This is a genomic window from Fibrobacter sp. UWT2 (assembly GCF_900142545.1).
Classification (GTDB): Bacteria; Fibrobacterota; Fibrobacteria; order Fibrobacterales; family Fibrobacteraceae; genus Fibrobacter.
Genome location: NZ_FRBF01000002.1, coordinates 126,737 through 148,731 on the forward strand (window position 1 = coordinate 126,737; position 21,995 = coordinate 148,731).

The 21,995-nt window shown below is 52.0% G+C and carries 19 protein-coding genes and 1 tRNA gene; 6 read left to right on the forward strand and 14 right to left on the reverse strand.

Annotated elements, in window-relative coordinates:
- Position 1: 1 nt before the first annotated feature.
- The 5 genes from BUA40_RS01710 to BUA40_RS01730 form a co-directional block, all read right to left on the reverse strand.
- A complete protein-coding gene (locus BUA40_RS01710) occupies positions 2-208 on the reverse strand; it encodes a hypothetical protein (protein WP_072797619.1) in 207 nt (68 codons plus the stop codon).
- A gap of 127 nt (positions 209-335) precedes the next feature.
- A complete protein-coding gene (locus BUA40_RS01715; protein ID WP_178299509.1) occupies positions 336-1,928 on the reverse strand; it encodes an EAL domain-containing protein in 1,593 nt (530 codons plus the stop codon).
- Positions 1,929-2,275: 347 nt separating this feature from the next.
- The gene (locus tag BUA40_RS01720; protein WP_072797624.1) at positions 2,276-2,875 is read right to left on the reverse strand and encodes a TIGR01440 family protein; all 600 of its coding nucleotides are present in this window, start codon (positions 2,873-2,875) and stop codon (positions 2,276-2,278) included.
- 213 nt (positions 2,876-3,088) lie between these two features.
- Positions 3,089-4,924: a glutamine-hydrolyzing GMP synthase gene (gene guaA, locus BUA40_RS01725; RefSeq protein WP_072797628.1), complete on the reverse strand. Its 1,836-nt coding sequence runs from the start codon at positions 4,922-4,924 to the stop codon at positions 3,089-3,091.
- A gap of 19 nt (positions 4,925-4,943) precedes the next feature.
- Entirely contained in the window at positions 4,944-6,410 is a 1,467-nt protein-coding gene (locus tag BUA40_RS01730; RefSeq protein ID WP_072797629.1) for a leucyl aminopeptidase family protein, read from the reverse strand.
- Positions 6,411-6,640: 230 nt separating this feature from the next.
- Between BUA40_RS01730 and BUA40_RS01735 the strand changes: the two genes are divergently transcribed.
- Entirely contained in the window at positions 6,641-7,678 is a 1,038-nt protein-coding gene (locus BUA40_RS01735) for an outer membrane beta-barrel protein (protein ID WP_072797631.1), read from the forward strand.
- Positions 7,679-7,681: 3 nt separating this feature from the next.
- Positions 7,682-8,647 carry a calcium/sodium antiporter gene (locus tag BUA40_RS01740; RefSeq protein WP_072797633.1) on the forward strand — a complete coding sequence of 322 codons (966 nt, stop codon included), beginning with the start codon at positions 7,682-7,684 and terminating at the stop codon, positions 8,645-8,647.
- Here BUA40_RS01740 and BUA40_RS01745 read toward each other — a convergent pair.
- From BUA40_RS01745 to serS, 4 genes are all read right to left on the reverse strand, one after another.
- The gene (locus BUA40_RS01745; RefSeq protein WP_072797635.1) at positions 8,644-9,891 is read right to left on the reverse strand and encodes a nucleoside recognition domain-containing protein; all 1,248 of its coding nucleotides are present in this window, start codon (positions 9,889-9,891) and stop codon (positions 8,644-8,646) included. The genes BUA40_RS01740 and BUA40_RS01745 overlap by 4 nt on opposite strands.
- A gap of 80 nt (positions 9,892-9,971) precedes the next feature.
- Complete coding sequence (locus BUA40_RS01750) at positions 9,972-10,361, reverse strand: hypothetical protein (RefSeq protein WP_072797637.1); 390 nt, start codon at positions 10,359-10,361, stop codon at positions 9,972-9,974.
- A gap of 11 nt (positions 10,362-10,372) precedes the next feature.
- A complete protein-coding gene (locus BUA40_RS01755) occupies positions 10,373-11,674 on the reverse strand; it encodes a hypothetical protein (protein ID WP_072797639.1) in 1,302 nt (433 codons plus the stop codon).
- Positions 11,675-11,911: 237 nt separating this feature from the next.
- The gene (gene serS, locus BUA40_RS01760) at positions 11,912-13,198 is read right to left on the reverse strand and encodes a serine--tRNA ligase (protein WP_072797642.1); all 1,287 of its coding nucleotides are present in this window, start codon (positions 13,196-13,198) and stop codon (positions 11,912-11,914) included.
- Between the two features lie 152 nt (positions 13,199-13,350).
- On the opposite strand from serS, the gene BUA40_RS01765 reads away from it, so the two are divergent.
- Together BUA40_RS01765 and lptE are read left to right on the forward strand one after the other, a co-directional pair.
- On the forward strand, positions 13,351-14,511 hold the full coding sequence (locus tag BUA40_RS01765) for a T9SS type A sorting domain-containing protein (RefSeq protein ID WP_083585222.1): 1,161 nt from the start codon (positions 13,351-13,353) through the stop codon (positions 14,509-14,511).
- 63 nt (positions 14,512-14,574) lie between these two features.
- Positions 14,575-15,087: an LPS assembly lipoprotein LptE gene (gene lptE, locus BUA40_RS01770; RefSeq protein WP_072797647.1), complete on the forward strand. Its 513-nt coding sequence runs from the start codon at positions 14,575-14,577 to the stop codon at positions 15,085-15,087.
- A 199-nt stretch (positions 15,088-15,286) separates the two neighbouring features.
- Here the strand turns inward: lptE and BUA40_RS01775 are convergent, their stop codons facing one another.
- From BUA40_RS01775 to BUA40_RS01795, 5 genes are all read right to left on the reverse strand, one after another.
- A complete protein-coding gene (locus tag BUA40_RS01775; RefSeq protein ID WP_072797649.1) occupies positions 15,287-15,778 on the reverse strand; it encodes an NUDIX hydrolase in 492 nt (163 codons plus the stop codon).
- A gap of 170 nt (positions 15,779-15,948) precedes the next feature.
- On the reverse strand, positions 15,949-17,040 hold the full coding sequence (gene leuB / locus BUA40_RS01780) for a 3-isopropylmalate dehydrogenase (protein WP_072797651.1): 1,092 nt from the start codon (positions 17,038-17,040) through the stop codon (positions 15,949-15,951).
- Between the two features lie 51 nt (positions 17,041-17,091).
- Positions 17,092-18,351 carry an endo-1,4-beta-xylanase gene (locus tag BUA40_RS01785; protein WP_072797653.1) on the reverse strand — a complete coding sequence of 420 codons (1,260 nt, stop codon included), beginning with the start codon at positions 18,349-18,351 and terminating at the stop codon, positions 17,092-17,094.
- Positions 18,352-18,372: 21 nt separating this feature from the next.
- Positions 18,373-19,605: an endo-1,4-beta-xylanase gene (locus BUA40_RS01790; protein ID WP_072797656.1), complete on the reverse strand. Its 1,233-nt coding sequence runs from the start codon at positions 19,603-19,605 to the stop codon at positions 18,373-18,375.
- Between the two features lie 96 nt (positions 19,606-19,701).
- Positions 19,702-20,595 carry a tyrosine recombinase gene (locus BUA40_RS01795; RefSeq protein WP_072797876.1) on the reverse strand — a complete coding sequence of 298 codons (894 nt, stop codon included), beginning with the start codon at positions 20,593-20,595 and terminating at the stop codon, positions 19,702-19,704.
- A 127-nt stretch (positions 20,596-20,722) separates the two neighbouring features.
- On the opposite strand from BUA40_RS01795, the gene BUA40_RS01800 reads away from it, so the two are divergent.
- Together BUA40_RS01800 and BUA40_RS01805 are read left to right on the forward strand one after the other, a co-directional pair.
- Positions 20,723-20,795, forward strand: a tRNA-Lys gene (locus BUA40_RS01800).
- A gap of 230 nt (positions 20,796-21,025) precedes the next feature.
- A complete protein-coding gene (locus tag BUA40_RS01805; protein ID WP_072797659.1) occupies positions 21,026-21,949 on the forward strand; it encodes a sugar phosphate nucleotidyltransferase in 924 nt (307 codons plus the stop codon).
- Positions 21,950-21,995: the final 46 nt, after the last annotated feature.

Consider the following 21,995-nt stretch of genomic DNA (forward strand, 5'->3'; position numbering starts at 1 on the left):
ATTAGTTATCCTCGTATTCGGAGCTGCCCCAGCCGTCGAGGTCACCTGCAGCACGGCCAAGAGTTGCACCGCCGAGGATTTCGTCGATGCCCTTGTCTTCGGAATCGTCGTCCTCTTCGTCGAAGATGGAAGTTTCTTCCATTTCAAGGTCGTCGTTCGGAATGATCGGATCGTCATCCAGCGCGTTCTTGCTCTTCTTTCCAGCCATATTTTCTCCTTGCTAAAGGCGTTTTCGTATTCTTTATCGCTATATTATAAAATTTTTTGTAAAAAAGGAGATTTTTTTCAAAAAAAGTGAAAAAAAATCATTTTTTTGTACAAAATGTCCTAATTTGCTATAAATGGCCGTATTTAGGCTTCTTGATTTTGCTCAAATTGCGGCAGGTCAGCACAAACGAAGTCCGGCTTCCTGTTCTATTGAGGAACTTTACTGCGACAATCAATTTGCAAGAATAAATGGTCATGGCGCAATCTATAGGGATTTTTTGTTCCTCCGTGTCAAGCATGGCCTGTCGTAGCATGGCGCGTTCTTCTGGGAATTTGTCAATAAATTCGCTAATGATTTGCTCATGCGTTCTAGCGCCGATGGATGCCATGAAGTCAGAGAAGGCTTTGTTTGTATAAATGAACTGGAACCTCCCGTCGATCAGTTCGAACAGGGCGGTTGGCATAAAGTTGATTATCGTATTGCGGTTAATAATCAGGGGACAGTTGTCCAAAAGGTTCACGGTCCCTATCGTATCGTAGTATTTCTTGAGTTCTGATGGCTCGCTTACTTCATATCCGCAATACTTTTCCCTGTTGTTCTGATATTCTTCGACAGGCATGGGCTTACCAAAATAGTACCCCTGGATAATTTCGCAGCCGATCATTTTAAGGTATTCATACTGTTCCTTGGTTTCGACGCCTTCGGCAAGCGTATGGATGCCGAGTTTCTTGGCCATGTCGACAATCGAGGCGATAATGAGCTTGGATTTTGGGTTTGTGTCGAGTGTACGCAAAAAACTCATGTCGATTTTCAATAGATCGAAATCGTAGGACTGCAGGTTGCCGAATGAGCTGAAACCTGAACCAAAGTCGTCAAGCCAAACCTCGTAGCCGTCGGCCCTAAAAGCTTTAATGGTCTCGGCAAGGTTTGTATTTTGCGACGGAAAGGCGCTTTCGGTGACTTCTAGGTTCAGATACTTTTTGGGGATGTTGTACTTGGCGACCGCATCGTCAACAATTTTTTTGATATCACTGAGTTCAAAATCCAGTCGTGACAGGTTTACTGAAACGGGTTCGTAGGCGTACCCGCTATCCATGTCGTCGCGAATGTCTTTGCAAGCCTGTTCGATAATAAGAGCATCCAGCCTGTGAATCAGGTGGAATTTTTCAAAAATTTCGATAAAAATGAATGGCGGAATGATGCCGCGCACGGGGTCTATCCAGCGGGCGAGGGCTTCGTAACCACAGACTTTGCCTGTAAGTGCTCGAACAACGGGCTGATAAAAAACCTTGAAGTATCCTTTTTCGAACGCCTCTTCAAAATGCTCCAGCACATATTGCTGCTGTTCATGTTTCTTGTTGAGTTCGTCGTCGAAAACGGCATATTCTTTGTTGAACATCCCATGAATTTCGCGACAGGCAAGAGAGGCTCTGTCCATCATCACGATGGGTTTTTGCGGAGTTCCGTCAGCAACGTAAATACCGGCCTTAATTTGGTTGCGTAGTCCGCCTTCAAAGCGGCCCATCACCAGGTTCAATTCTTTGACTCGGGTGGCGATATCTTCAACGGTAAGATTCAAGCTAATGACGACCAGGTGGTCTGCCCCGGCGCGTAAAACGGTTTCTCCTTCGAAAAGCCCCTTGAGCACGTCCCTGAATTTGCAAAGGTAGGTGTTTCCGCCCGGGTAAGAAAATCTTTGGTTAATGGTCTTGAAGTTCATTACGTTAAAGAACGTAATGGTCGATTTGTGAAGCGGGTAAAAATTAGGGTCTTTTTGAGTTTGAGCAAAAAACCACGCCACAAGGTCCAGACCGGTTATGGGGTCGACTTTTTCGGGCTTTGGAAAAGCGGAGCCACCAGGACCTGGCCCACCTGCATATTGAGGGGGATTTGCTCCATTTGGAGGTGTCATATTGGGACCACCTTGCATCACTACCATTTTCTCCTGTATTATATCGTCAATTTAACTAAAGAAAACAGGAAAAGGGACTTTCCCTTGAAAAAAGTCCCGTTTTATTACGATTTTCTTACTCCAATTTGGAATATTCGGATTATTTGTCCCGCTTTTTAGAATTTCGGGTAGCCGTCCTTGAGACTTTCGTCATAGTGGGCGCGTTCTCCGCCGATGAATTTGGGGCGGGTGCGGGCGGCAATCAGGATTGCCTTGCCGACATGCGTCTGCTGCATGTGCAGGGGGACAGCGACTTCTTTCAGGTGCATGCCGATGAGCGTTCCACCGATGTCGAGCCCCGCATCTGCCTTGATATGCTCGATGGCGACCGGATGCTCGAATGCGCTGTAGCAGGCCGTAGCAAAAGAACCGCCTGCCTTGGGCTGCGGCACCACGTTCACGATTTCGGCGAAGGGGACTGCGGCGTGCTCGACGATGATGGCTCGGTTTAGGTGCTCGCAGCACTGCGCCGCGATGTAGATGCCGAGTGGCTTGAAAACGGACGAGAGCCCTTCGAGAATCGCCTTGCCGATTTCGGGCACGGAATGGCTACCGATGTCGTTTCCGAGCGTGGAACTCGTGCTGCAACCGATAACCACAATATTGCCCGCCGTGAGGTGAGCCTTTTCCACAAGTTCCTTCGCGGCGTTCATCGCGTCGTTACGAATCTGCTCGACAATGTTCTTGTCGTCTATTTCGTATGTAATGCCAGCCATATTAATTTACTCCCATTGCGGCGAAGCTCGCCTTACTGACGCTTACGCCTACGGCTTCAGCGTCTGCTTGTTCGCCTCGGTCATAAAAATGAGCAAGCTCATTTTTGCGACACTCGGCTCCGCGCTACTCCCACGGCGCTTTCACTTTGTTCAAGCGCGTGTTCGCGCGCCTCGGCTATGAAAACATGCGAGCATGTTTTCGCAGCACTCGGCTTACTCCCACTCAATAGTTCCGGGGGGCTTGTGGGTCACGTCGTACCACAGGCTGCCAGCACCTTCGGCTTCGAACTTGCGCCAGAGACCGGCGAGCATTCCCTGGTCGATTTCGGCGAAGTTTGCCGTCATGGCTTCGGTGGAGTTCACCGGGCGCATCACGATGCAGGGCTTATTTGCCGTGCGGAGCGGAACGAGTACGACCGGCATCTGCCAAATCTTTTCGTACAAGTCGTTTGCCTGCAGGAATTCGGTGCAGATGTTGTCGAACTTGCGGAGTGTATCGAAGTTTTCGCGGGTGGCGTACTGTTCGACAAGCTTCGGATCTTCGTCGGCGACGCTGCCAATCTGGTAGATGACGCGGTTGATTGCCTTGAAGCGGTTGGCAAGTTCGGTCGAGAACTTTTCGCAATCCTTCCAGGAAAGGCCTGGAGTGGTGATGAGGAACGGCTGTGCGTAAGTACGGCCGTCGCCCTGCACGCCCACGCTCTTGATGGGGAGCAGGCGGCCTGCAATGTTGTTTGCCTTCAGGTAGTCGGCGAGGCTGTTGCCTGCGGTGTCCTTCACATCTTCGAACTTGACCATGTCATCGGAGAGCTTGCCTTCGCTGCAGAGCAGGCGAACGCCGAGGCCCGGACCCGGGAACGGGTGACGCCACACGAGGTTGTGCGGAATGCCGAGTTCTTCGCCGAGGGCGCGGACTTCGTCCTTGTACAGGTCGGCGAGCGGTTCGAGCACGAGGCCCTTTTCCATGAGGTCCAAAACTTCTTGCACGCGGTTGTGGTGCGTCTTGATCTTGTCGGCGTTCTTGGTGCCGCCGCTTTCGATGGTGTCGGGGTAGATGGTTCCCTGAGCCATCATCCACTGGTTCGGATCGAGGTTGAGCTTCGCCATTTCCTCGTCCTTCACTGTCAGGAATTCCTTGCCGATGATGCCGCGCTTGGTTTCCGGAGCGGTCACGCCCTTGAGCTTTGCAAGGAAGTGCTCGCTAGCGTCGCGCACCTTGAGGTTGTTCATGCCTTCCTTTGTGAGGAAGTCCATAATCTTTTGGGATTCGCCGAGGCGCATCATGCCGTTATCTACGTGCAGGCCCAAGACCTTTTCCGGTCCGAGCACGCGGTTCAGGAGCACGAATGCTACGGTGGAGTCCACACCGCCTGACACGAGCAGGAACACCTTGCGGTCCTTGACCTGATCCTTGATGCGCTGCGTGATGAGCGGCAGGTAGCTCTTCATGTTCCAAGTCTTCTTCGCGCCCGTGAAGTCGATGAAGTTTTCGAGCAACTTCATGCCGAACTTGCTGTGCGTGACTTCCGGGTGGAACTGGATGCCGAAAATCTGGCGTTCGGGCTTGTCGCTATCGAAGGCGACAGCGGCGATTTCGCAGTCCTTGGTGCTGGCCACAATCTTGTAGCCCTCGGGGAGCTTCGTCACCTGGTCGCCGTGGCTCATCCACATGGGAGAGGCTTTCGGGAGGTCCTTCAAAATCGGGCACTTTTCGTCGCCCACGATAAGGTCGGCGATGCCATATTCCTTGACCTTGCCCGGTTCAACGTGACCGCCCAACTGCTGGGCGATGAGTTGGTGACCGTAGCAGATGCCAAGCTTCGGCACCGGGAGGTCCAAAATTTCGGGATTGTATTCCGGGGCGTCGGCCGCATACACGCTAGAGGGGCCACCACTGTAAATGATTCCCTTCACGCCTTCCAGTTCAGAAACCGGAGCGGCAGGGGAGTGGATTTCGGTAAACACGCCCAAACGGCGCACACGGTTCGCAATCAGGTGGGCGTACTGCCCGCCAAAGTCCAAAACGGCAATCGTATCAACGTTTTTCATACAATCCAAAAATAGAAATTTATTCTGCGGAGCTCATTTCGCGGGCGAGTTCAATCAGCGTCTGTACGCCAAAGCCGGTGGCACCATATTCAGTGTACTTCCACTTCTTATCGACGAAAGCGGTACCGGCAATGTCCCAGTGCGTCCAGGCGGTGTTTTCGGGCACGAATTCCTGGAGGAAGAGTGCTGCAGAAATGGCGCCAGCGTCGCTACCCGTATTCTTGAGGTCGGCGAACTTGTCCTTGAGGGCGTCGGCGTATTCTTCTTCGAGCGGCATGCTCCAGAACTTTTCGCAGCAGGCTTCGCCGCAGTTGATCACCTTGAGGCCAAGATCGTCATCGTTGCTGAAGAATCCCGTGACTGCATAACCGAGGGCGCGGACCATGGCGCCCGTAAGGGTGGCGAGGTCCACAATGTGCGTTGCGCCGATGAGGCCGGCTTCGGCAAGTCCGTCGGAGAGAACCAGACGGCCTTCGGCGTCGGTGTTGTCGACCATGACGGTCTTGCCGTTCTTCGCGGTAAAGATGTCGCCCGGCAGCACCGACTTATTGCCAATGGCGTTTTCGGCGAGGCAGCAGACGGCGCTCACGCGAATCGGGAGCTTGAGGGTGGCGATAGCCTGGATGGCGGCGAGCGCGGTCGCAGCTCCACTCATGTCGCTGATCATTTCGGGCATGGATTTAGGCGGTTTCAGGCAGAGGCCACCGGTATCGAAAGTAAGGCCCTTGCCGACAATCACCAAATGGTCCTTGGAGGTACGCTTGGCGGGCTTGTATTCGAGCGTAATCATGTGCGGCTCGTGAGAGCTGCCTTTACCGACTGTCACGTGGCCCATGAAGCCTTCCTTTTCGAGCTGCTTCATGTTGCGAACCTTGATGCTCAAGCCTTCGGTGTACTTGGCGACGGTCTTTGCGCGTTCCACGAATTCGGCGGGGTAGAGGTCCGAAGCACTTGTGTTGATCAGGTTCTTGGCGAGCGTCACGGCCTTCTGTTCCACAGCCACGTCTTCGGCGATTTTCTTGAAATCCTTGACATGTTCGCCGGCGACGATTTCGTAGGTCACCAGGAAGTTCGGCTTTTGCTTGCTCTTGTAGGCATCGAACTTGTAGTCAGCGTAATGCAGGCCGTGCAAAATGGCCTTGAACTGTTCATCGGCTGCATCGGCGAGGAACAGGCTCACGGTGGCAATCTGCTTCTTCATGGCGCGCTTCGCCAGGCGGTAGGCTGCCATACGCAGGTGGTCGAGGGCGGAAAGGCCGCGTTCCTTGGCTGCGTCTACAAAGAAGGTGTTGCAGCCGTCGATTTCGAGATATTCCAAATCTTCGAACGGGCCGTCATTCATGCCCTTGAGAATGGTATCGACCTGTTCTTCGCCTTCTTCGGTAAGAACGGTGGAAAATTGAATAGACTGCTTGACAAAAAAGAGGGCGTAAGCCTTGTTGTCAGTGTTTTTGAGATTTTCAGAGGAAACGATATTCAGATTCATGCCTTAAATGTAGTAAATGTAGGAAGTAGGCGGTAGGAAGTAGACAGTAGGCAGTAGGAAGTAGACGGTAGGAAGTAGGCAGTAGGAAGTCGGAAGTAGGTTGGATTATGCTTCGGGTTCTTGGTGACGCTTGATACCTTTTTATTGTCACCTCGTCACTTTTTTGGGGAGTCCTTTTGCAATTTAAATGAAAAAATGCTATAATGAAGTTGTAAAAAATGGAGGTTCAAATGAATCGTAAAATTACTGGTATTCTTAGCGTTCTTGCCCTTTCGGCATTTACCTTTGCTCAGGAACCCGCTGCCGCTACTGCAGCTCCTGCCGCTGCTCCGGCCGAAGAAGCCGCCCCTGTCGCCGTCCGTGGCGCAGATGCCGCTGCTCCCGCTGCAACTGAACAAGCAGCTCCTGCTGCCGCCGAAGCTCCCGCTGCCGCTGTTGCTGAAGCTCCTGCCGCTGCGGAACCTGTCGCAGAACCCGCTGTTGTCGTAGCCCCCAAGGCTGTGCGTGGTGCCGATAACAAGGATGTCGGTCCTTCTTCTGAAGCCGCCCAGCGTTTCCGCGATGCTCGCAATACCGTTTATTACGAAACCGTCTATACCCGTGAAGATGGCGTTCCCGTTCGTACCGTTTATGTTGCCGAACGCGAAGGCAAGGACACGGTTACCATGGATGAACTTAGGGGCCTTTATCCCATGAGCTTCAAGATTGGAGCCCATGCCTCTGTTGGTGCTTACCAGCTGGCTGGCAGTGATTGGGATAGCGACCAGTACAATGGTATGAACTGGAAAGCCGGTATCATGTCCATTATCCCGTTGAACGCCTATACAATGGGTATCAAGCTCGGTGTCCTTTTTGAACAGAGCCGCGCCAGCGAATCCTACTACGTAAACGAAGTCCCGACGAACTTCAAGTTCAGCCAGAAGAAAATCGATATCCCGGTACTCTTCACCTTCAAGGCTGCCACATCGAGAATCTTCTTCGACCTCGGTGCCGAAATGTCTATCCCGCTTTACGACAAGCTTCGCGTGTCTTATACCGACAGCAACGACAAGAAACATTCCAGCAGAACGGATATGATGGATGATTACCGTAATAACCTGGATTGGGCTTTTGTCTTTGGATTCTCGGTGATGGCTAACAAGTACATTTCTCTCGACATCTCCGCTAACCTGGGTATGTCCGATTTGTACGACGGCCACATGAAGAATCTGAACCTGAATCTGGATGCTTCTTCCTTCAACGTCGGAATTTCCGTCTACCCGTTCTAATATATGATCCTTGCCATTGTCGCTGTAATTCTTGGCCTAGCGGTTCTCGTCTGGAGTGCTGATAAATTCGTAGACGGAGCCGTAGGTATTGCCGAATTTTGCGGCATGTCTACACTTTTGATTGGTATGGTAATCGTAGGCTTTGGGACCTCTGCTCCGGAGCTTACGGTTTCTGCTATTTCGGCATCTCAAGGGAATCCCGAGCTGGCGCTCGGTAACGCCTACGGTAGCAACATTGCAAACATAGCCTTGATTCTTGGCGCAACGGCCCTGATTTCGCCTATCTTGATGCAACGTTCGGTTATCCGTGACGACTTGCCCATATTGATAGCAGTCTCCATTCTTTCGATTATCTTGGTGTGGGACGGTAGCGTGGTGCGCTGGAACGGCATCTTGCTGCTGGTGGTCTTTGTATTGGTGATGGGGTATAACAGCTGGCGCGAAATGAGGAAGGCTCATTCCGAGGCGGCTGAATCTGTCGAAGATAATTCTTCTGAAAAGGGCTCTTTGGGCAAGTCCATCTTGTGGCTTGTGCTTGGGCTCGTTTTGCTGGTGGCTAGCTCGCGCGCACTCGTGTGGGGGGCTGTCGAAATAGCCCGAACTCTTGGCGTGAGCGATCTTTTGATTGGTCTTACGATTGTGGCGGTGGGAACGTCTCTGCCGGAACTGGCCAGTTCCATTGCCGCAGCCCGCAAGGGTGAAAACGATCTTGCGTTGGGAAACATTATCGGTTCCAACCTGTTCAATACGCTGGCCGTCGTGGGCCTTGCAGCGACCATTTCTCCGATGGATGAAATCGAGAATGTGGTGACGACCCGCGATATGCCGCTTATGATTGCGTTGACTGTAGCCTTGATTGTTCTTGGCTTTAGGCGTAAGGGCGACGGTCGCTTGAATCGTATTGCCGGCGCAATTCTTTTAGCCGTCTATGTCGGCTACCTTACCCTGCTTGTTGTCCAAGCTACCTAAGCGGTAGGCGGGAAGAACAGGTACGCAATCGCGATGGCTGCAACTACGCCTGCGGCGTCTGCAATCAAGGCGCAAGTGACGGCGTGACGCGTCTTTTTAACACCTACAGATCCAAAGTAAACGGCGATGATGTAGAACGTCGTGTCGGCGGCTCCCTGGAACATGCAGCTCAGGCGGCCTGCGAAACTGTCGGGGCCTAGAGTCTTCATGGCATCGATCATCATGCCGCGGGCACCGCTACCGCTCAAGGGTTTCATGATGGCGGTGGGGAGTGCGGGAACAACGTCGTTACCTACACCGCAAAGTCCAAGAATCCAGGAAACGCCGTTCAGTAACAAGTCCATGGCACCGCTAGCGCGGAACACGGCCACGCCCACAAGAATGGCGACCAGGTTCGGGATAATCATCACGGCGGTATGGAAACCGTCCTTGGCGCCTTCTACGAAGGCTTCGTAAGCTTGAATCTTCTTGTAGACAGCCAGCCCGAGGAAGGCCACGATAATTCCGAACAGGGCGATACCGCTAATCAAAAGACTGGTGGTGCCGATGGCTTCGGCGGTCAAGTGGCTGAAGTAGACCATGATCGAAATGACGCAGGCCGAAAGACCGGCCAGCCAGGCGATCGTCACGGGGTCTTTAAGTTTGACTTTCTGGAAAAAGCTCAAGGCAAAGATGCCTGCAATGGTGCTGAAGAACGTAGAAAGCAAAAGGGGCAGGAAAACATCGCTGGGGTTAGATGCGCCCATCTGCGCACGGTAAGTCATGATGCTTACGGGAATCAGCGTAAGGCCGCTTGCATTCAAGACCAGGAACATAATCTGCGAGTTGCTCGCGACGGTCTTGTCTTCGTTCGGGTTGATTTCTTGCAGCTGCTTCATGGCCTGCAGGCCCATGGGCGTTGCGGCGTTGTCGAGACCCAGCATGTTCGCGCTGATGTTCATGAGCATGGTTCCAATCACCGGGTGGTTCTTGGGAATCTCGGGGAAGAGTCGGCTGAACAGCGGCGAAACAATCTTTGCAAGAATCTGTACGGCTCCCGCTTTTTCACCAATCTTCATGATGCCTAGCCAAAGGCTCAAGATGCCGGTAAGGCCGATAGCGATTTCGAATGCCGTCTTGGACATATCGAATGCACCGAGGATTGCCTTGTTGAATATGCCCGAGTCGCCAAAAGCGAGCCACTGGACCATGCAGGCGACAAATGCGCCAAAAAAGAAAACAAGCCAGATAATGTTTAAAACCATGGCTTGAAAAATAAAAAAAAGGCGAACCGTTTGATTTTCTCAAAGGTTCGCCTTTAATAGTTGATGGGTTTGTTTTCGACTTAGTCTTCGTCGTCGTCCATAGACATGAACTGAATCAACATTTCGCAAGTCATTTCACCTTGATAAACGTAGAAGGTGGTACTCTTGTCGCCAATGTCGCACTTCTTTCCGCCAGCGGGACACTTGTCTGTGAGGATACCATCGTTTTCTGCGTTGCATTCGCTCTTCAGCGACATGTCAGTCGTTTCGGCGCAGAATGCTCCGGACACGTCTTTACAGGCAATAATGTTGCCTGTAGGACCAGCGGGGGTATCGTCATCGATAACGGAGGGAGAATCGTTTCCGTCGTTATCAACGTTGTTGATACGTGATTCGCCAGAGCCCTTGCCGGAGCAAGCTGCCAAGGCAAGCAGGCTGAATCCCAAAATAATCTTTGCAACGGATTTCATGTTAGCCTCTCTTAGAACACGAGGAAGATGCCGAGGTTACCGACGAGGCCGGACCATGTATCGTTGTTCAGGTTGTCAGCAACAGAAGCTTCGATAACCAGGTGGTCGTAGCTGAAGCGGAGACCGGCGCTGGCGTTCGTCGTGTTGGTGCGCATAGAGATGATGGAGGTGTCGTTGTTGGCTGCACCTTCTTCGATGGATTCGGTCTTGTAGTCGATGACCTTCCAAACGAAGGCTGCGCTACCGAAGAGGATCCAGTTTTCGTTGAGGGCCATTTCGGCGAGGATGTTCGGTGTAGAGAACAGGCCGAAGTCGTAGGTGTTGGTGGTCTGGTTGCCATTTTCGATTTCATCGAAGATGTAGACCGGCAAGCGGTTGTTCAAGCCAAGGAACACCTGGGCGTTTTCAGCAGTGAAAACCGGGAAAGAGAAGTCGAAACGCGGCTGGATGAGGATGAAGGCGTTGTTGTTGGTGGTTTCGGTAGTGGTGTTACCGGCCTTCACGCGGCGGTCGCTCTTCTGGCGCAAGAAGTCGAGGCCAGCAGCCCAAGCAAAGTTCGTAGCGGACGGACCGTTAGAGAGGGTCACGCTAGCACCGAGATCCCAGAAGTCCGGATCGTCTTCGGTCTTGTTGCCGTTGTTGTCGGTTTCGACGTCGGTTTCTTCATCGAAGGTGAGCCAGTAGACGTTAGCAACGATGTCGAAGGTTCCGAGAGGAGCGCCGAACTTCACGTTGATGTAGTCGCCTGCAGCGGTCGTGGATTCGTCGCGGGTGTTCTTGACGTTGGCGGCCTTCTGTTCGTTAGAAGTCCAGGTCTTGTCGATGGCGAGGTCAACAGCTACACCGAAAGCGGGAGTAGCGATACCGGCAGTGAACATGCCGAGACCAGCTCTGTTGTCAAAAGCGAGGAGGTAGGTCATGCTGCTGGAGCCGAGAGCAAGAACGCCTTCTTCGCCAGTCGGTTCAACGTAGAACAGCTTGCGGCCGTTCATCTTGTAGACAGCGTTCATGTCGCCGTCGATGGTGGAGGCGCCGAACTGGTTGTTGACGGTGTTGTAAGCGTTACCGTGGAGAACGTTGAACTTGCCTGTAGCGGCCGGAGTCGGAACGCTTTCGGAGGCGGCAGGAGCTTCGAAGCTGGTAGTAGAAGAAGTTTCAGCTGCGGGTGCCGGTTCGGGTTCCGGTGCGGCAGGAGCTTCTTCCTGAACGCTTTCAGTAGAGCTGGTGGATTCTTCGTATTCGTCATCATAGTCCTGAGCGACGGCAGCAGACACTGCGAGCGCAGAGACGACAGAAATAAGCTTAATATTCATTCGTATCTCCTTACGAGAGTTAGGTTGGTTTTATGGCCAATATAACAAAAAGGTTACGGCGGTTCAAGCCGTAACCAAATTGTTGTACTTTATTTTCAATATGTTGTATTGAAAAAAGTTTACTTATGAGACCGCTCGTGCTAGAGTCAAATGAAAAAATATGATAAGCACTCGCTCTCGCCACCACGACTGATTTGAATCAGTCGCTTGTGGCTCACGTAAAACTACTTTAACGAATTACTTCTTCGGTTCGATCACTTCCATGCCGCCCATGTACGGACGTAGCACTTCAGGAATGACGAGAGAGCCGTCTTTCTGCTGGTAGTTGTCGCAGATACCGACCATTACGCGCGGCGTTGCAAGGCCAGAACCATTCAAGGTGTGAACGTAGACGTTCTTGCCACCGATCTTGGTCTTGATGTTGGCGCGGCGAGCCTGGTAATCTTCGAAGTTGGAGCAGGAGCTGACTTCGAGCCACTTCTTTTCGACCGGAGCGTAAACTTCGAGGTCGTAGCACTTGGCGGCACCGAAACCGAGGTCACCCTTACAGAGGGCGAGACGGTGGTAGGGGAGGCCGAGCTTTTCCAGAAGCATTTCACCGAAGCGGGTGAGTTCTTCGTGGTCTTCGTAGCTGTGATCCGGATGGGCGAAGTAAACCATTTCGACCTTGTTGAACTGGTGCAGGCGGAGAAGACCGCGGGTGTCCTTGCCGTAGCTACCGGCTTCGCGGCGGAAGCAAGCGGAGTAGGCGCAAATACGCTTCGGAAGTTCAGATTCCGGAATCACTTCGCCGGAGTAGAGGTTGGTCAGAGGCACTTCTGCGGTCGGGATGAGGAACAGGTCATCGTCCTTGTCGCAGCGGTACATGTCTTCTTCGAACTTCGGGAGCTGGCCCGTGCCGCGCATGGTATTGCGGGTCACGAGGTACGGCGGCGTGAATTCTTCGAAGCCGTTCTTCATGTGTTCATCGAGGAAGAACTGGATGAGGGCGCGTTCGAGGCGAGAGCCCCAGCCGCGGTAAACCGGGAAACCGGAACCGGAAATCTTGGCACCGCGTTCAAAGTCGAAAATGCCGAGGCGTTCGCCGAGGGTCTTGTGGTCCACGCGGGCGAAGTCATCGTTCTTGGTGTAGTAGTCGGCGGGAATCGGGCCGTCTTTTTCAACAACGTTGTCCGAACTGTCCTTGCCTTCCGGAGAACGCGGAGCGATGTTCGGCACGTGCATGAGCATTTCGGTCTGCTTGTAGTCGAGATCCTTGAGCTTCTTGTCGAGTTCGTCGATCTTGTTGCCGAGTTCGCGCGTGGCGGCCTGGGCTTCGTCGGCGTTTTCGCCCTTCTTCTTGAGTTCGCCAATCTTCTTGGACTGGGCGTTGCGTTCACTCTTGAGGCGTTCGACTTCGGTGAGGAGCGGGCGGCGTTCGTTATCGACAGCCAGCACGTCACGAAGGCTTACGGTCGTATATTTCTTTTCGGTTTCAGCAATATAATATTCCGGATTTTCGCGGATTTTCTTGATGTCAAGCATTTGATGCCTCGGTTGGAAAAATTTACGGGGGAGAATATAGCAACTTTTTGCCTGTTGTGTTTTGGTACAACGCTATTTATATGGGACTCGGCGAATTCCTGCAATTTCAGTATATATTGGATTTTAGCACATATTATCAAGAGGAGTGATTTATGAAATATGTACTGCCGCTTTTAATTGCAGCGTCGATGTCTTTTGCCCAATGGGGCGGCTGGGGCGGAGGCGGTGGAAAATCCATCAATGACTATAAAAAGGTGTCTGTTTCGGGCCGAGATGTCTACGTCTATGCTCCGTCCGGTATCGCCGACAATAGTCCGTTGCTCATGTCGTTCCACGGCATGGACCAGGACCCCAATTATCAGCAGTCCAATACCCACTGGGAAGCCGTTGCCGATACGGCGGGCTTTGTTGTAGCCTATCCCAAGGGCGCAACGGGTTACAGCACCTGGGATATCAGCGGTGACCAGGATACCAAATGGATCACGCAGATTATCGACCAGTTGGCCAACGACTACAAGATCGACAAAAAGCGCGTGTATATGTCGGGCTTCTCCATGGGTGGCATGCTCAGCTACCATGCCATGGGTAAGATCGCCGACAAGATTGCTGCCTTTGCTCCTTGCTCCGGCTACCTGATGATGGGTGCCGGCACGGCTCAGCGCCCGGTGCCTATATTCCATACTCACGGAACCAGCGATAACGTGGTGGGCTATGATGGTCTCGAAAACAACCTGAAGAGCTACCGCGACCAGTTCAAGTGCCCGTCTCAGGCGGAAGTCGAGAGCAATCACCCGAACAGCGAGAACAGGGCTACGCTTTACACCTGGGGCCCGTGCGAAAACGGCATCTATGTGAAGCACCTGAAGCTCGAGGGTCGTCAGCATAGCCCCTCCAAGGCCGATGTTTCCGATATTTGGAACTTCGTGAAGCAATGGAACTTGAATGGCCTTATCAGCGACAAGCCTGAACCGGAATCCTCTTCTAGTGAAGTCGCTTCTTCGTCTTCTGTAGCCTCTTCTTCGTCTGAAGCTCCGAAGTCTTCTAGCAGCAAAAATCATAAGCACTCTTCTTCTAGTGAGGGCACCGAAGCTTTGGCCTTAGATGTTAGCTTGGCATCGGTCTCTGTCTTCAAGTCTTCCGACAACAGCATCATGGTTTCCAATGCTGAGGGCAAGTCTATCACGGTGTTCAACAGCCTCGGCCAAATCGTCCGTACTACCCGCGGTATCGGGAACGTGCAGAAGGTATATACCGGAGCCAAGGGCGTGTACATTGTAAAGGTCGGTTCTAGGACGTTTAAGACCTCGCTCTAGGATTTAACATAATTGTTGCCTTAAAGACACTCCCTCTGGGAGTGTTTTTTTTAAATTTGCAATATGCCTTTTAGAAACGTGTCTCGTATACTTTGTTTTGTTGCAATTGCCCTGTTTGCGGGGCTTTTGAGTGGCTGCTACAGCTTTACGGCGTCGACACTTCCGAGCCATATCAAGACGGTCAAGATTCACGAAGTCGAAGACAAGACGCTTGATCCGGTGCTTGCCAACAACATCCGCGAAGGCGTGGTCGAAATGTTCCGCAAGAATGCGGGCGGCGTTCGCCTTGTGACCGGCGAAGCCAATGCAGACTTTGAAATGACCCTTTTGAGCTACACCAACAAGCCCGAAAACTATAACAGCAACAGCGATGTGGAAACCTACCGTGTCACCATTCGAGTTAGCGTGAAGTTCTTTGATAATGTCAAGGAAAAGGTTATCTACGAATCCAAGTCGCTGAGCGCCGAAGGCACCTACGATGTCCAGGCAAATGAAACCGAAGACCGTCATGGTCAGGCCCGAGCCATCGAAAAACTCCAAGACTTGATTATCACCAATGCGCTAGCTAAGTGGTAGCGTTATGCGACGCTAAAAAAAATACACCGCCTTCGATGTAATCTCGGGCGGTGCTAGGGGTTGGTTTGGATATCTATAAAGTAAACTTATTACACCGAAATCGTTGCATAAAATCGTGTAAAATATTTTTTCACAACGACTTACGTGTTTTGTTCATGCGCAAATGTAACTTTTTCCCCCGATTTTTAAAGGGAAAAAATTAGCCTTGTGTGACATCGCTCACAGTTACGGGTTCTTCGTTCAGTAGGGCTTCGGTGAGGGTGCTGCCCTTGTAGGTCAGCTTGAGTGAAAAGAAAGGCTCGCCCCTTTCAAGTAACGCAAGGAAAATCAGGTCGCCGTCCCAGTGGGGGAGCTTTGCCACGTTTTCCTTGGGTACCCATTCGAGCGTGCCTTCGTCGCATTCCTTGAGTTCGCCGGTGAATTCGGTCGCCGTGAACAGGTGCATGAACTCAGTCTGGTCCATGCCGTCGCCAATGAAGGTGACAATCCCTCTGTACTTCGGGCGAATCAGCGTGAGGCCCGTTTCTTCGAGAGCCTCGCGCTTGATGCAGTCCTCGGGAGATTCCCATTCCTCGAACTTGCCGCCAATGCCGATCCACTTGTCCTTGTTGATGTCGTTTTTCTTCTTGACGCGGTGGAGCAGCAAGTACTTGCCGTCTTGTTCGATGTAACAGAGGGTTGTGTTCAGCATTTTAGTAGACAGTAGGAAGTAGACAGTGATTAGTGTGAGCAAAAAGCGACCGGTATTAACCGGTCGTGTTTGCGATTAGCCCAAAGCCTTGATCCGTGAGCCACAAGCGGCTCGTCTTAACGAGCCGTGGTGGCGAGAGCACTTGCCAATCGTAGGTTCTATAGTAGCACTTAGGCAAGTGCGGCTATGATAGCGTCACCCATGCCGGTCGTACCGACCTTGGTGCAGCCTTCCTGGTAGATATCGCCAGTACGGAAGCCCTGGGCAATCACCTTTTCGCAAGCAGCTTCGATAGCCTTTGCAGCTTCTTCTTCCTTAAAGGTGTAGCGGAGCATCAATGCCACGGAGAGGATCTGGGCGAGCGGGTTTGCGATACCCTTGCCAGCGATGTCCGGAGCGGAACCACCGGCCGGTTCGTACAGACCGAAGGAACCTTCGGCGATAGAAGCGGACGGGAGGAGGCCCATGGAACCGGTGAGCATGGCGCATTCGTCGGTGAGGATGTCGCCGAAGAGGTTCGGGCAGAGGAGCACGTCGAATTCACGCGGGCGCTTCAGGAGCTGCATGGCAGCGTTGTCCACGTAGAGGTGTTCGAGAGTCAGTTCCGGATAGTCCTTGATGACTTCGTTCACGACTTCGCGCCAGAGCACGCTCGTGGTGAGCACGTTGGCCTTGTCGATGGAGGCAACCTTCTTGTTGCGGAGCATGGCGGCGTCGAAAGCGAAGCGAGCAATGCGTTCGACTTCGTAGCGGCTGTACTTCATGGTGTCAAAGCCGATTTCTTCCTTGGAGCCCGGAACGCCTTCGCGGCCTTTCGGCTGGCCAAAGTAAACGTCACCCGTCAGTTCGCGGACGGTGAGGATGTTGAAGCCGTCACCGACGATGTCAGCGCGGAGCGGGCAGGCGCCTGCGAGTTCCTTATAGACGCGGGCCGGGCGGAGGTTGCAGAAAAGCTTGAAGTGCTTACGGAGCGGCAGAAGTGCACCGCGTTCCGGCTGCAGGTTCGGGGGGAGGTGTTCCCACTTCGGGCCACCCACGGAACCGAAAAGAATACAGTCAGAAGCTTCACCGAGCTTGAGGGTGCTTTCCGGAAGCGGAGAACCGCTTTCGTCATAGGCGGCACCACCGACGTTTGCCCATTCGGCGTTCACGTCGAAGCCGAACTTCTTGGAAACCACGTCCAGCACGCGGACAGCTTCTTTCATGACTTCGGGGCCGATACCGTCGCCCGGAAGCACTGCAATCTTGTAATTCTTGCTCATTGTTAATCCTTGGTTTAAATTTTGACCAAGGCAAATGTAGAAAAAATGCGTCTACCGTGCAATCCGCACTTGCTTTACGGTGCCGTTCTTCACGGAGCGGAGCATGTAGATGCCCTGGACCTTGATGTCGCTAGTATTCTTGAGTATCGAAACGGCCTCGTCCATGGTGTAGGCGCGCAGACGGCCAAGGCGGACCCCGTTCAGGTCAAACACGTCGTATGCCTGGAGGGTATTCGCTTGCAGGTGGAGGCTGCTGCCGATTGCAATCGTGGAATCGGCAATAGTCGTGTCCCTCGCAGTGGTATCTTCCTGAAAATTGAAATATTCCTTGAGCCATGTCATTGCCGGGCGGTCTTCGCCATCCCTGATGAGGCCGCAACAGTTAATCCCTGGGTTTGTGATGCATTGCATTAAGGATTGCCCATAGAGATAGCCCCATAGGGTGACTCCTACTACATATTCGGTTTCCATGAAAACAGGAATATGTTCCGCGAAGCAGTTTTTTTGAATACTGTCTATTTCATTGCTGATGTTGTATTCAGAAATGAGTAGAGGAGTTTCTGTTTTCTCGTAAATCTCCTGAAGGGCGTTCTTGAGCAAGTCTGGATTGTAGCATTTCATGGGGCCGGTTCCCATCACAATCAAATCGTTGCCTTCAAGTCCGTAGGCGTCAACTGGGGCTCCGTTGTTCTTGATCGTATTGATTAGGTCGATCCCTTCATTTCTTTCCCACTGGATTGTGTTGTAGTCGTTGTAAATGAGGATTGCTTGGGGCCAGCGTTCGCGGGCCATCTTGAATGCGGTGGTTATGAATTTATAGTCTTCGTTGTCGCCGCCAAGGGCTTCGATAATTTTGTTGTTGCTGCCTATTTGTGAATGGATTCGCCTGGCTTCACTGACCACGTTGATGTATTCTAGATCCGGATAACGCTCCGCAACGGCATCGAACCACGCGGTAATGGCTTCTTTTGCTTCGTCCGCACTAAGGTCTCTAAGCCAAGAAGGGTTTCCCGAAGCCCATAATAGGGCATGAAATTTGAATGTAGCCTTGTTCTCTTTTGCCCAGTTGTAGGGGATGTCGCATTCGGAAAAATCGAAGGTGCCGCGAGTTTGTTCGACGGTTCGCCAAGTGCATTGCCTTTCTGGGGTAATCTGATTCCAATAAGTCCCGAAGTCAGAAGGGACAGGCCCTTCGACAGTTGTACTGCCGAGGAACTTTGCCGCACCGTCGGCAAGGCCAAGGGCGAAAACGCTACTCACGGCCACGCACAAAAGGGCCACAGGCGCAATTTTTAAAATTCTAGAACTCATGCTCCTCCTAAATAAATTTTTTTAGCGAGCAAATCGCACTTGTTTTACAGAGCCGTTCTTGACGGAGCGGAGCATGTAGACGCCCTGGACCTTGATGTCGCTAGTATTCTTGAGTATCGAAACGGCCTCGTCGATAGTGTAGGCGCGCAGGCGGCCGAGTCGGACGCCGTTCAGGTCAAACACGTCGTATGCCTGGAGGGTATTTGCCTGCAGATGGACTCTGCCATTGATTGCAGTTGTGCTATCTTCCTGAAAATTGAAATACTCCTTGAGCCAGGTCATTGCCGGACGGTCTATGCCATCCCTGATAATGCCGGAACAGCTGATGCTAAGGTTCGTGATACATTGCAACGTGGACAAATTGTAGAGATAGCCCCACAGGGTGATCCCCTTTACATACTCGGTTTGCATGAAAACAGGAATATGTTCTGCAAAACATTTTTTTTGTGTGCTGTCAACATCAGTGCTGATATTATATCCCGTAATGAGTAGAGGCAGTTCTGTTTTCTCGTAAATCTCCTGAAGGGCGCTCTTGAGCCGGTCTGAAGGGAAACATTTCATGGGGCCTGTTCCCTGTGCAGTCAGGTCACCGGCGTCAAGCCCATAGGCGTCAATTGGAGCACCATTCTTTCGAATCGTATAGATTAGATCGATGCCTTTATCCCTTTCCCACTGGATTGTATTGATGTCGCTGTAAAAGAGAGCCGCTTGGGGCCAGCGTTCACGAGCCATCTTGAAGGCCGTGGTTATGAACGTATATTCTCCGTCATCACCGCCGAGGGCTTTGATAAGGGTGTCCAACTGATTGAATATTAAATTAGAACGCTTGACATCACTGAACACGTTAATCAGTTCCAGGTCTGGATAATGCTCTGCAACGGCGTCAAACCAGGCGGTAAGGGCTTCTTTTGTTTCGTCGGCATTTAGGTTTCTAAGCCAAGCCGGGATTCCATAATTACACCACAATAGGGCATGAAACGTGAATGTAGCCTTATTCTCTTTTGCCCAGTTGTAAACGATATCGCATTCAGAAAAATCAAAGGTGCCGCGAGTTTGTTCGACGGTTTTCCAAGTGCATTGCCTTTCCGGAGTAATCTGATTCCAGTAAGTCCCGAAGTCAGAAGGAACCGGCCCTTCGACAGTTGTGCTACCGAGGAACTTGGCCGCGCCCTCAGCAAGGCCGAGGGCAGAAACGCTACTCACGGCCACGCCTAGGATGGCCGCAGACGCGATATTTAAGATTCTAAATGACATAGTTACCCATTATAAACATACATCAACTTTGCGGATAAATTCCCAAGGGGAGGCTGTTTGTCGTGGACAATATGTCAAAAGTGGATGTGCGGACGGTTATTTTCCGGCCAATTCTCTAGGATGGAACTGTCTATGTTCCTGCTTGATGAATTCCTTGTCGATATGCGTATAAATCTGCGTGGTGCTGATGTCGGCGTGCCCGAGGAGTTCCTGCAGAACGCGTAGATCCATGCCTGCTTCGAGGCAGTGGGTGGCGAAGCTGTGGCGGAAGGTATGCGGTGAGACTTGTTTCGAAAGGTGCATCGTATGCTGTTGCACGATTTTCCAAGCTCCCATGCGACTCATGGGCTTACCGCGGGAATTAAGGATTATGTTGTCCGTAGTCGGATGGGTGAGAGGCCTGCCAAGTTCAATCCAGGCTTTCAGATTCTCTTTCGCCTTGCTGCCGAGCGGTACCAAGCGTTGCTTGTTGCCTTTGCCGATGGGAGTAAGCCATTCGTTGTCTAGATCCAGTTGCGAAAGCTTGATGCCGAGGGTTTCCGAAATGCGGAGCCCTGCACTGTACATGAGCTCAAATAAGGCGGTATCGCGCAGCGGGTTCTTGCCGTTGGCCGCACTCTCGAACACGCTGTCGATTTCTTCGCGTGTCAGGTACTGTGGCAGGTAGCGCCCGAGTTTGGGTCGTTCGAGCATCGATTCGGTGCTGTAGTCATATTCGCCTTGGCTCTGCATGTATTTCAGGAACCCGCGCAGGCTCGAAAAATGCCTCGCGATCGATGTGGGGGAGTATTCCACCTGTCCCGCGGTGAGCGTCAGGAATTCGTCCAGCTTTTCGGGAGTCAAATCCTTGAGATCCAGGCTGATTTCGTCGAGCCAGTCTATAAAATGCCGCAAGTCCTCCTGGTAGCTCTGGATGGTGGCGGGCGAAAGGTTCCGCTCCACTCCCAGAAACGCCAAATAGGCATCCATGCGGTTTGAATTTAGGCTCATGGCCATAATATAGATTAGACGAGAGACTTGAGACGGGTGACGAGAGAAATTTTTTTGAAAAAATCCGCTTTCTCCCTTGACAACGTCCCTTTTTTATTCTATAATTGAGCCCGTCCTAAGCGACTATGGATGATTAGCTCAGTTGGTAGAGCAGCTGACTCTTAATCAGCGGGTCGCAGGTTCGACCCCTGCATCATCCACGAAAAACCGTCTCACCCCGAGGCGGTTTTCTTTTGCCTACATGTCATTCCGGCCTTGTGCAGGAATTTGCAGCTTTCACCAATAGTCATTCCGGCCTTGTGCCAGAATCAGCTTTTATGCCTTATATAATGTATTAGTTTACAACAATATTATTATTTTCGCATACCCCCGCTCTATATAAAATGCTATATTGCGAGTGTAAAGTTTTGTTTTTGAGGAATTGGATTTAATGAAGATTGTTCTGCCCGTCGCCGGTAACGGACTGCGTCTGCGTCCTTACACAGAGAATGTGCCGAAGTGCCTTCTCCCTGTTGCCGGTAAGACTATTTTGGATTGGATTGTTGAAGATTCTTTAAGCCTTAAGCCCACGGAAACGATTTTTATTACGGGTTATAAGGCCGAAGCTGTAGACTCTTTTTTGGAGAAGCGTTCTGCCTGGGGCAAGACCCGCACGGTGGTGCAGTCTAATCCGCAGGGCCTGGGTGAGGCAATTAGCCTCGCACTGCCATACGTGGATGACGATGAACCTCTCCTGATTATTCTGGGTGACACGCTTTTCGAAGCGGATCTTTCCATTCTCCATAATGTGGACGAAAATATCCTCTACACGTTCAAGGTCGAGGATCCGCGCCGTTTTGGCGTGGCCGTGACTGACGCCGATGGTCGAATCACGCGCCTGGTTGAAAAACCGCAGGAATTCGTGAGTGACGAAGCCATTGTGGGCATCTATTACATCAAGGATACCAAGGTGCTCAAGCAGAGCCTTAAGTACCTGATGGACAATGATATCCGCACCAAGAACGAATTCCAGCTGACTGACGCCCTTGAAATGATGCTTGAAAAGGGTTGCAAGTTCCGTACCGCTCCGGTGCAGAAGTGGCTGGACTGCGGCCTTGCCGAAACGCTCCTCGAAACCAACGCCCACGTGCTTAAGCGCATCGACAACTCCGCCTCGGTGAATCTGCCGGGCGTCAAGGTGATTGCTCCATGCTACATTGGCAAGGACGCAAAGATTTCGAACAGCACCATCGGCCCGAATGTGTCGGTGGGCGACGGCTGCGTCATCGAGAACAGCACCATCAGCAACGCCGTGCTGTGGGATTCCGTCAAGGTCAGCGGTCAGACGCTCGATAACGTCATCCTTCACGAGTAAATTGTATTACATTCGTCCTGAATTTTAAAAGCACCCTTTCGGGGTG

What these genes read in the sequence shown, in the direction of transcription:
- BUA40_RS01710 (WP_072797619.1), bottom strand. Translation starts at nt 208, where the DNA reads ATGGCTGGAAAGAAGAGCAAGAACGCGCTGGATGACGATCCGATCATT.
- BUA40_RS01715 (WP_178299509.1), bottom strand. Translation starts at nt 1,928, where the DNA reads ATGAACTTCAAGACCATTAACCAAAGATTTTCTTACCCGGGCGGAAAC.
- BUA40_RS01720 (WP_072797624.1), bottom strand. Translation starts at nt 2,875, where the DNA reads ATGGCTGGCATTACATACGAAATAGACGACAAGAACATTGTCGAGCAG.
- guaA (WP_072797628.1), bottom strand. Translation starts at nt 4,924, where the DNA reads ATGAAAAACGTTGATACGATTGCCGTTTTGGACTTTGGCGGGCAGTAC.
- BUA40_RS01730 (WP_072797629.1), bottom strand. Translation starts at nt 6,410, where the DNA reads ATGAATCTGAATATCGTTTCCTCTGAAAATCTCAAAAACACTGACAAC.
- BUA40_RS01735 (WP_072797631.1), top strand. Translation starts at nt 6,641, where the DNA reads ATGAATCGTAAAATTACTGGTATTCTTAGCGTTCTTGCCCTTTCGGCA.
- BUA40_RS01740 (WP_072797633.1), top strand. Translation starts at nt 7,682, where the DNA reads ATGATCCTTGCCATTGTCGCTGTAATTCTTGGCCTAGCGGTTCTCGTC.
- BUA40_RS01745 (WP_072797635.1), bottom strand. Translation starts at nt 9,891, where the DNA reads ATGGTTTTAAACATTATCTGGCTTGTTTTCTTTTTTGGCGCATTTGTC.
- BUA40_RS01750 (WP_072797637.1), bottom strand. Translation starts at nt 10,361, where the DNA reads ATGAAATCCGTTGCAAAGATTATTTTGGGATTCAGCCTGCTTGCCTTG.
- BUA40_RS01755 (WP_072797639.1), bottom strand. Translation starts at nt 11,674, where the DNA reads ATGAATATTAAGCTTATTTCTGTCGTCTCTGCGCTCGCAGTGTCTGCT.
- serS (WP_072797642.1), bottom strand. Translation starts at nt 13,198, where the DNA reads ATGCTTGACATCAAGAAAATCCGCGAAAATCCGGAATATTATATTGCT.
- BUA40_RS01765 (WP_083585222.1), top strand. Translation starts at nt 13,351, where the DNA reads ATGAAATATGTACTGCCGCTTTTAATTGCAGCGTCGATGTCTTTTGCC.
- lptE (WP_072797647.1), top strand. Translation starts at nt 14,575, where the DNA reads ATGCCTTTTAGAAACGTGTCTCGTATACTTTGTTTTGTTGCAATTGCC.
- BUA40_RS01775 (WP_072797649.1), bottom strand. Translation starts at nt 15,778, where the DNA reads ATGCTGAACACAACCCTCTGTTACATCGAACAAGACGGCAAGTACTTG.
- leuB (WP_072797651.1), bottom strand. Translation starts at nt 17,040, where the DNA reads ATGAGCAAGAATTACAAGATTGCAGTGCTTCCGGGCGACGGTATCGGC.
- BUA40_RS01785 (WP_072797653.1), bottom strand. Translation starts at nt 18,351, where the DNA reads ATGAGTTCTAGAATTTTAAAAATTGCGCCTGTGGCCCTTTTGTGCGTG.
- BUA40_RS01790 (WP_072797656.1), bottom strand. Translation starts at nt 19,605, where the DNA reads ATGTCATTTAGAATCTTAAATATCGCGTCTGCGGCCATCCTAGGCGTG.
- BUA40_RS01795 (WP_072797876.1), bottom strand. Translation starts at nt 20,595, where the DNA reads ATGAGCCTAAATTCAAACCGCATGGATGCCTATTTGGCGTTTCTGGGA.
- BUA40_RS01805 (WP_072797659.1), top strand. Translation starts at nt 21,026, where the DNA reads ATGAAGATTGTTCTGCCCGTCGCCGGTAACGGACTGCGTCTGCGTCCT.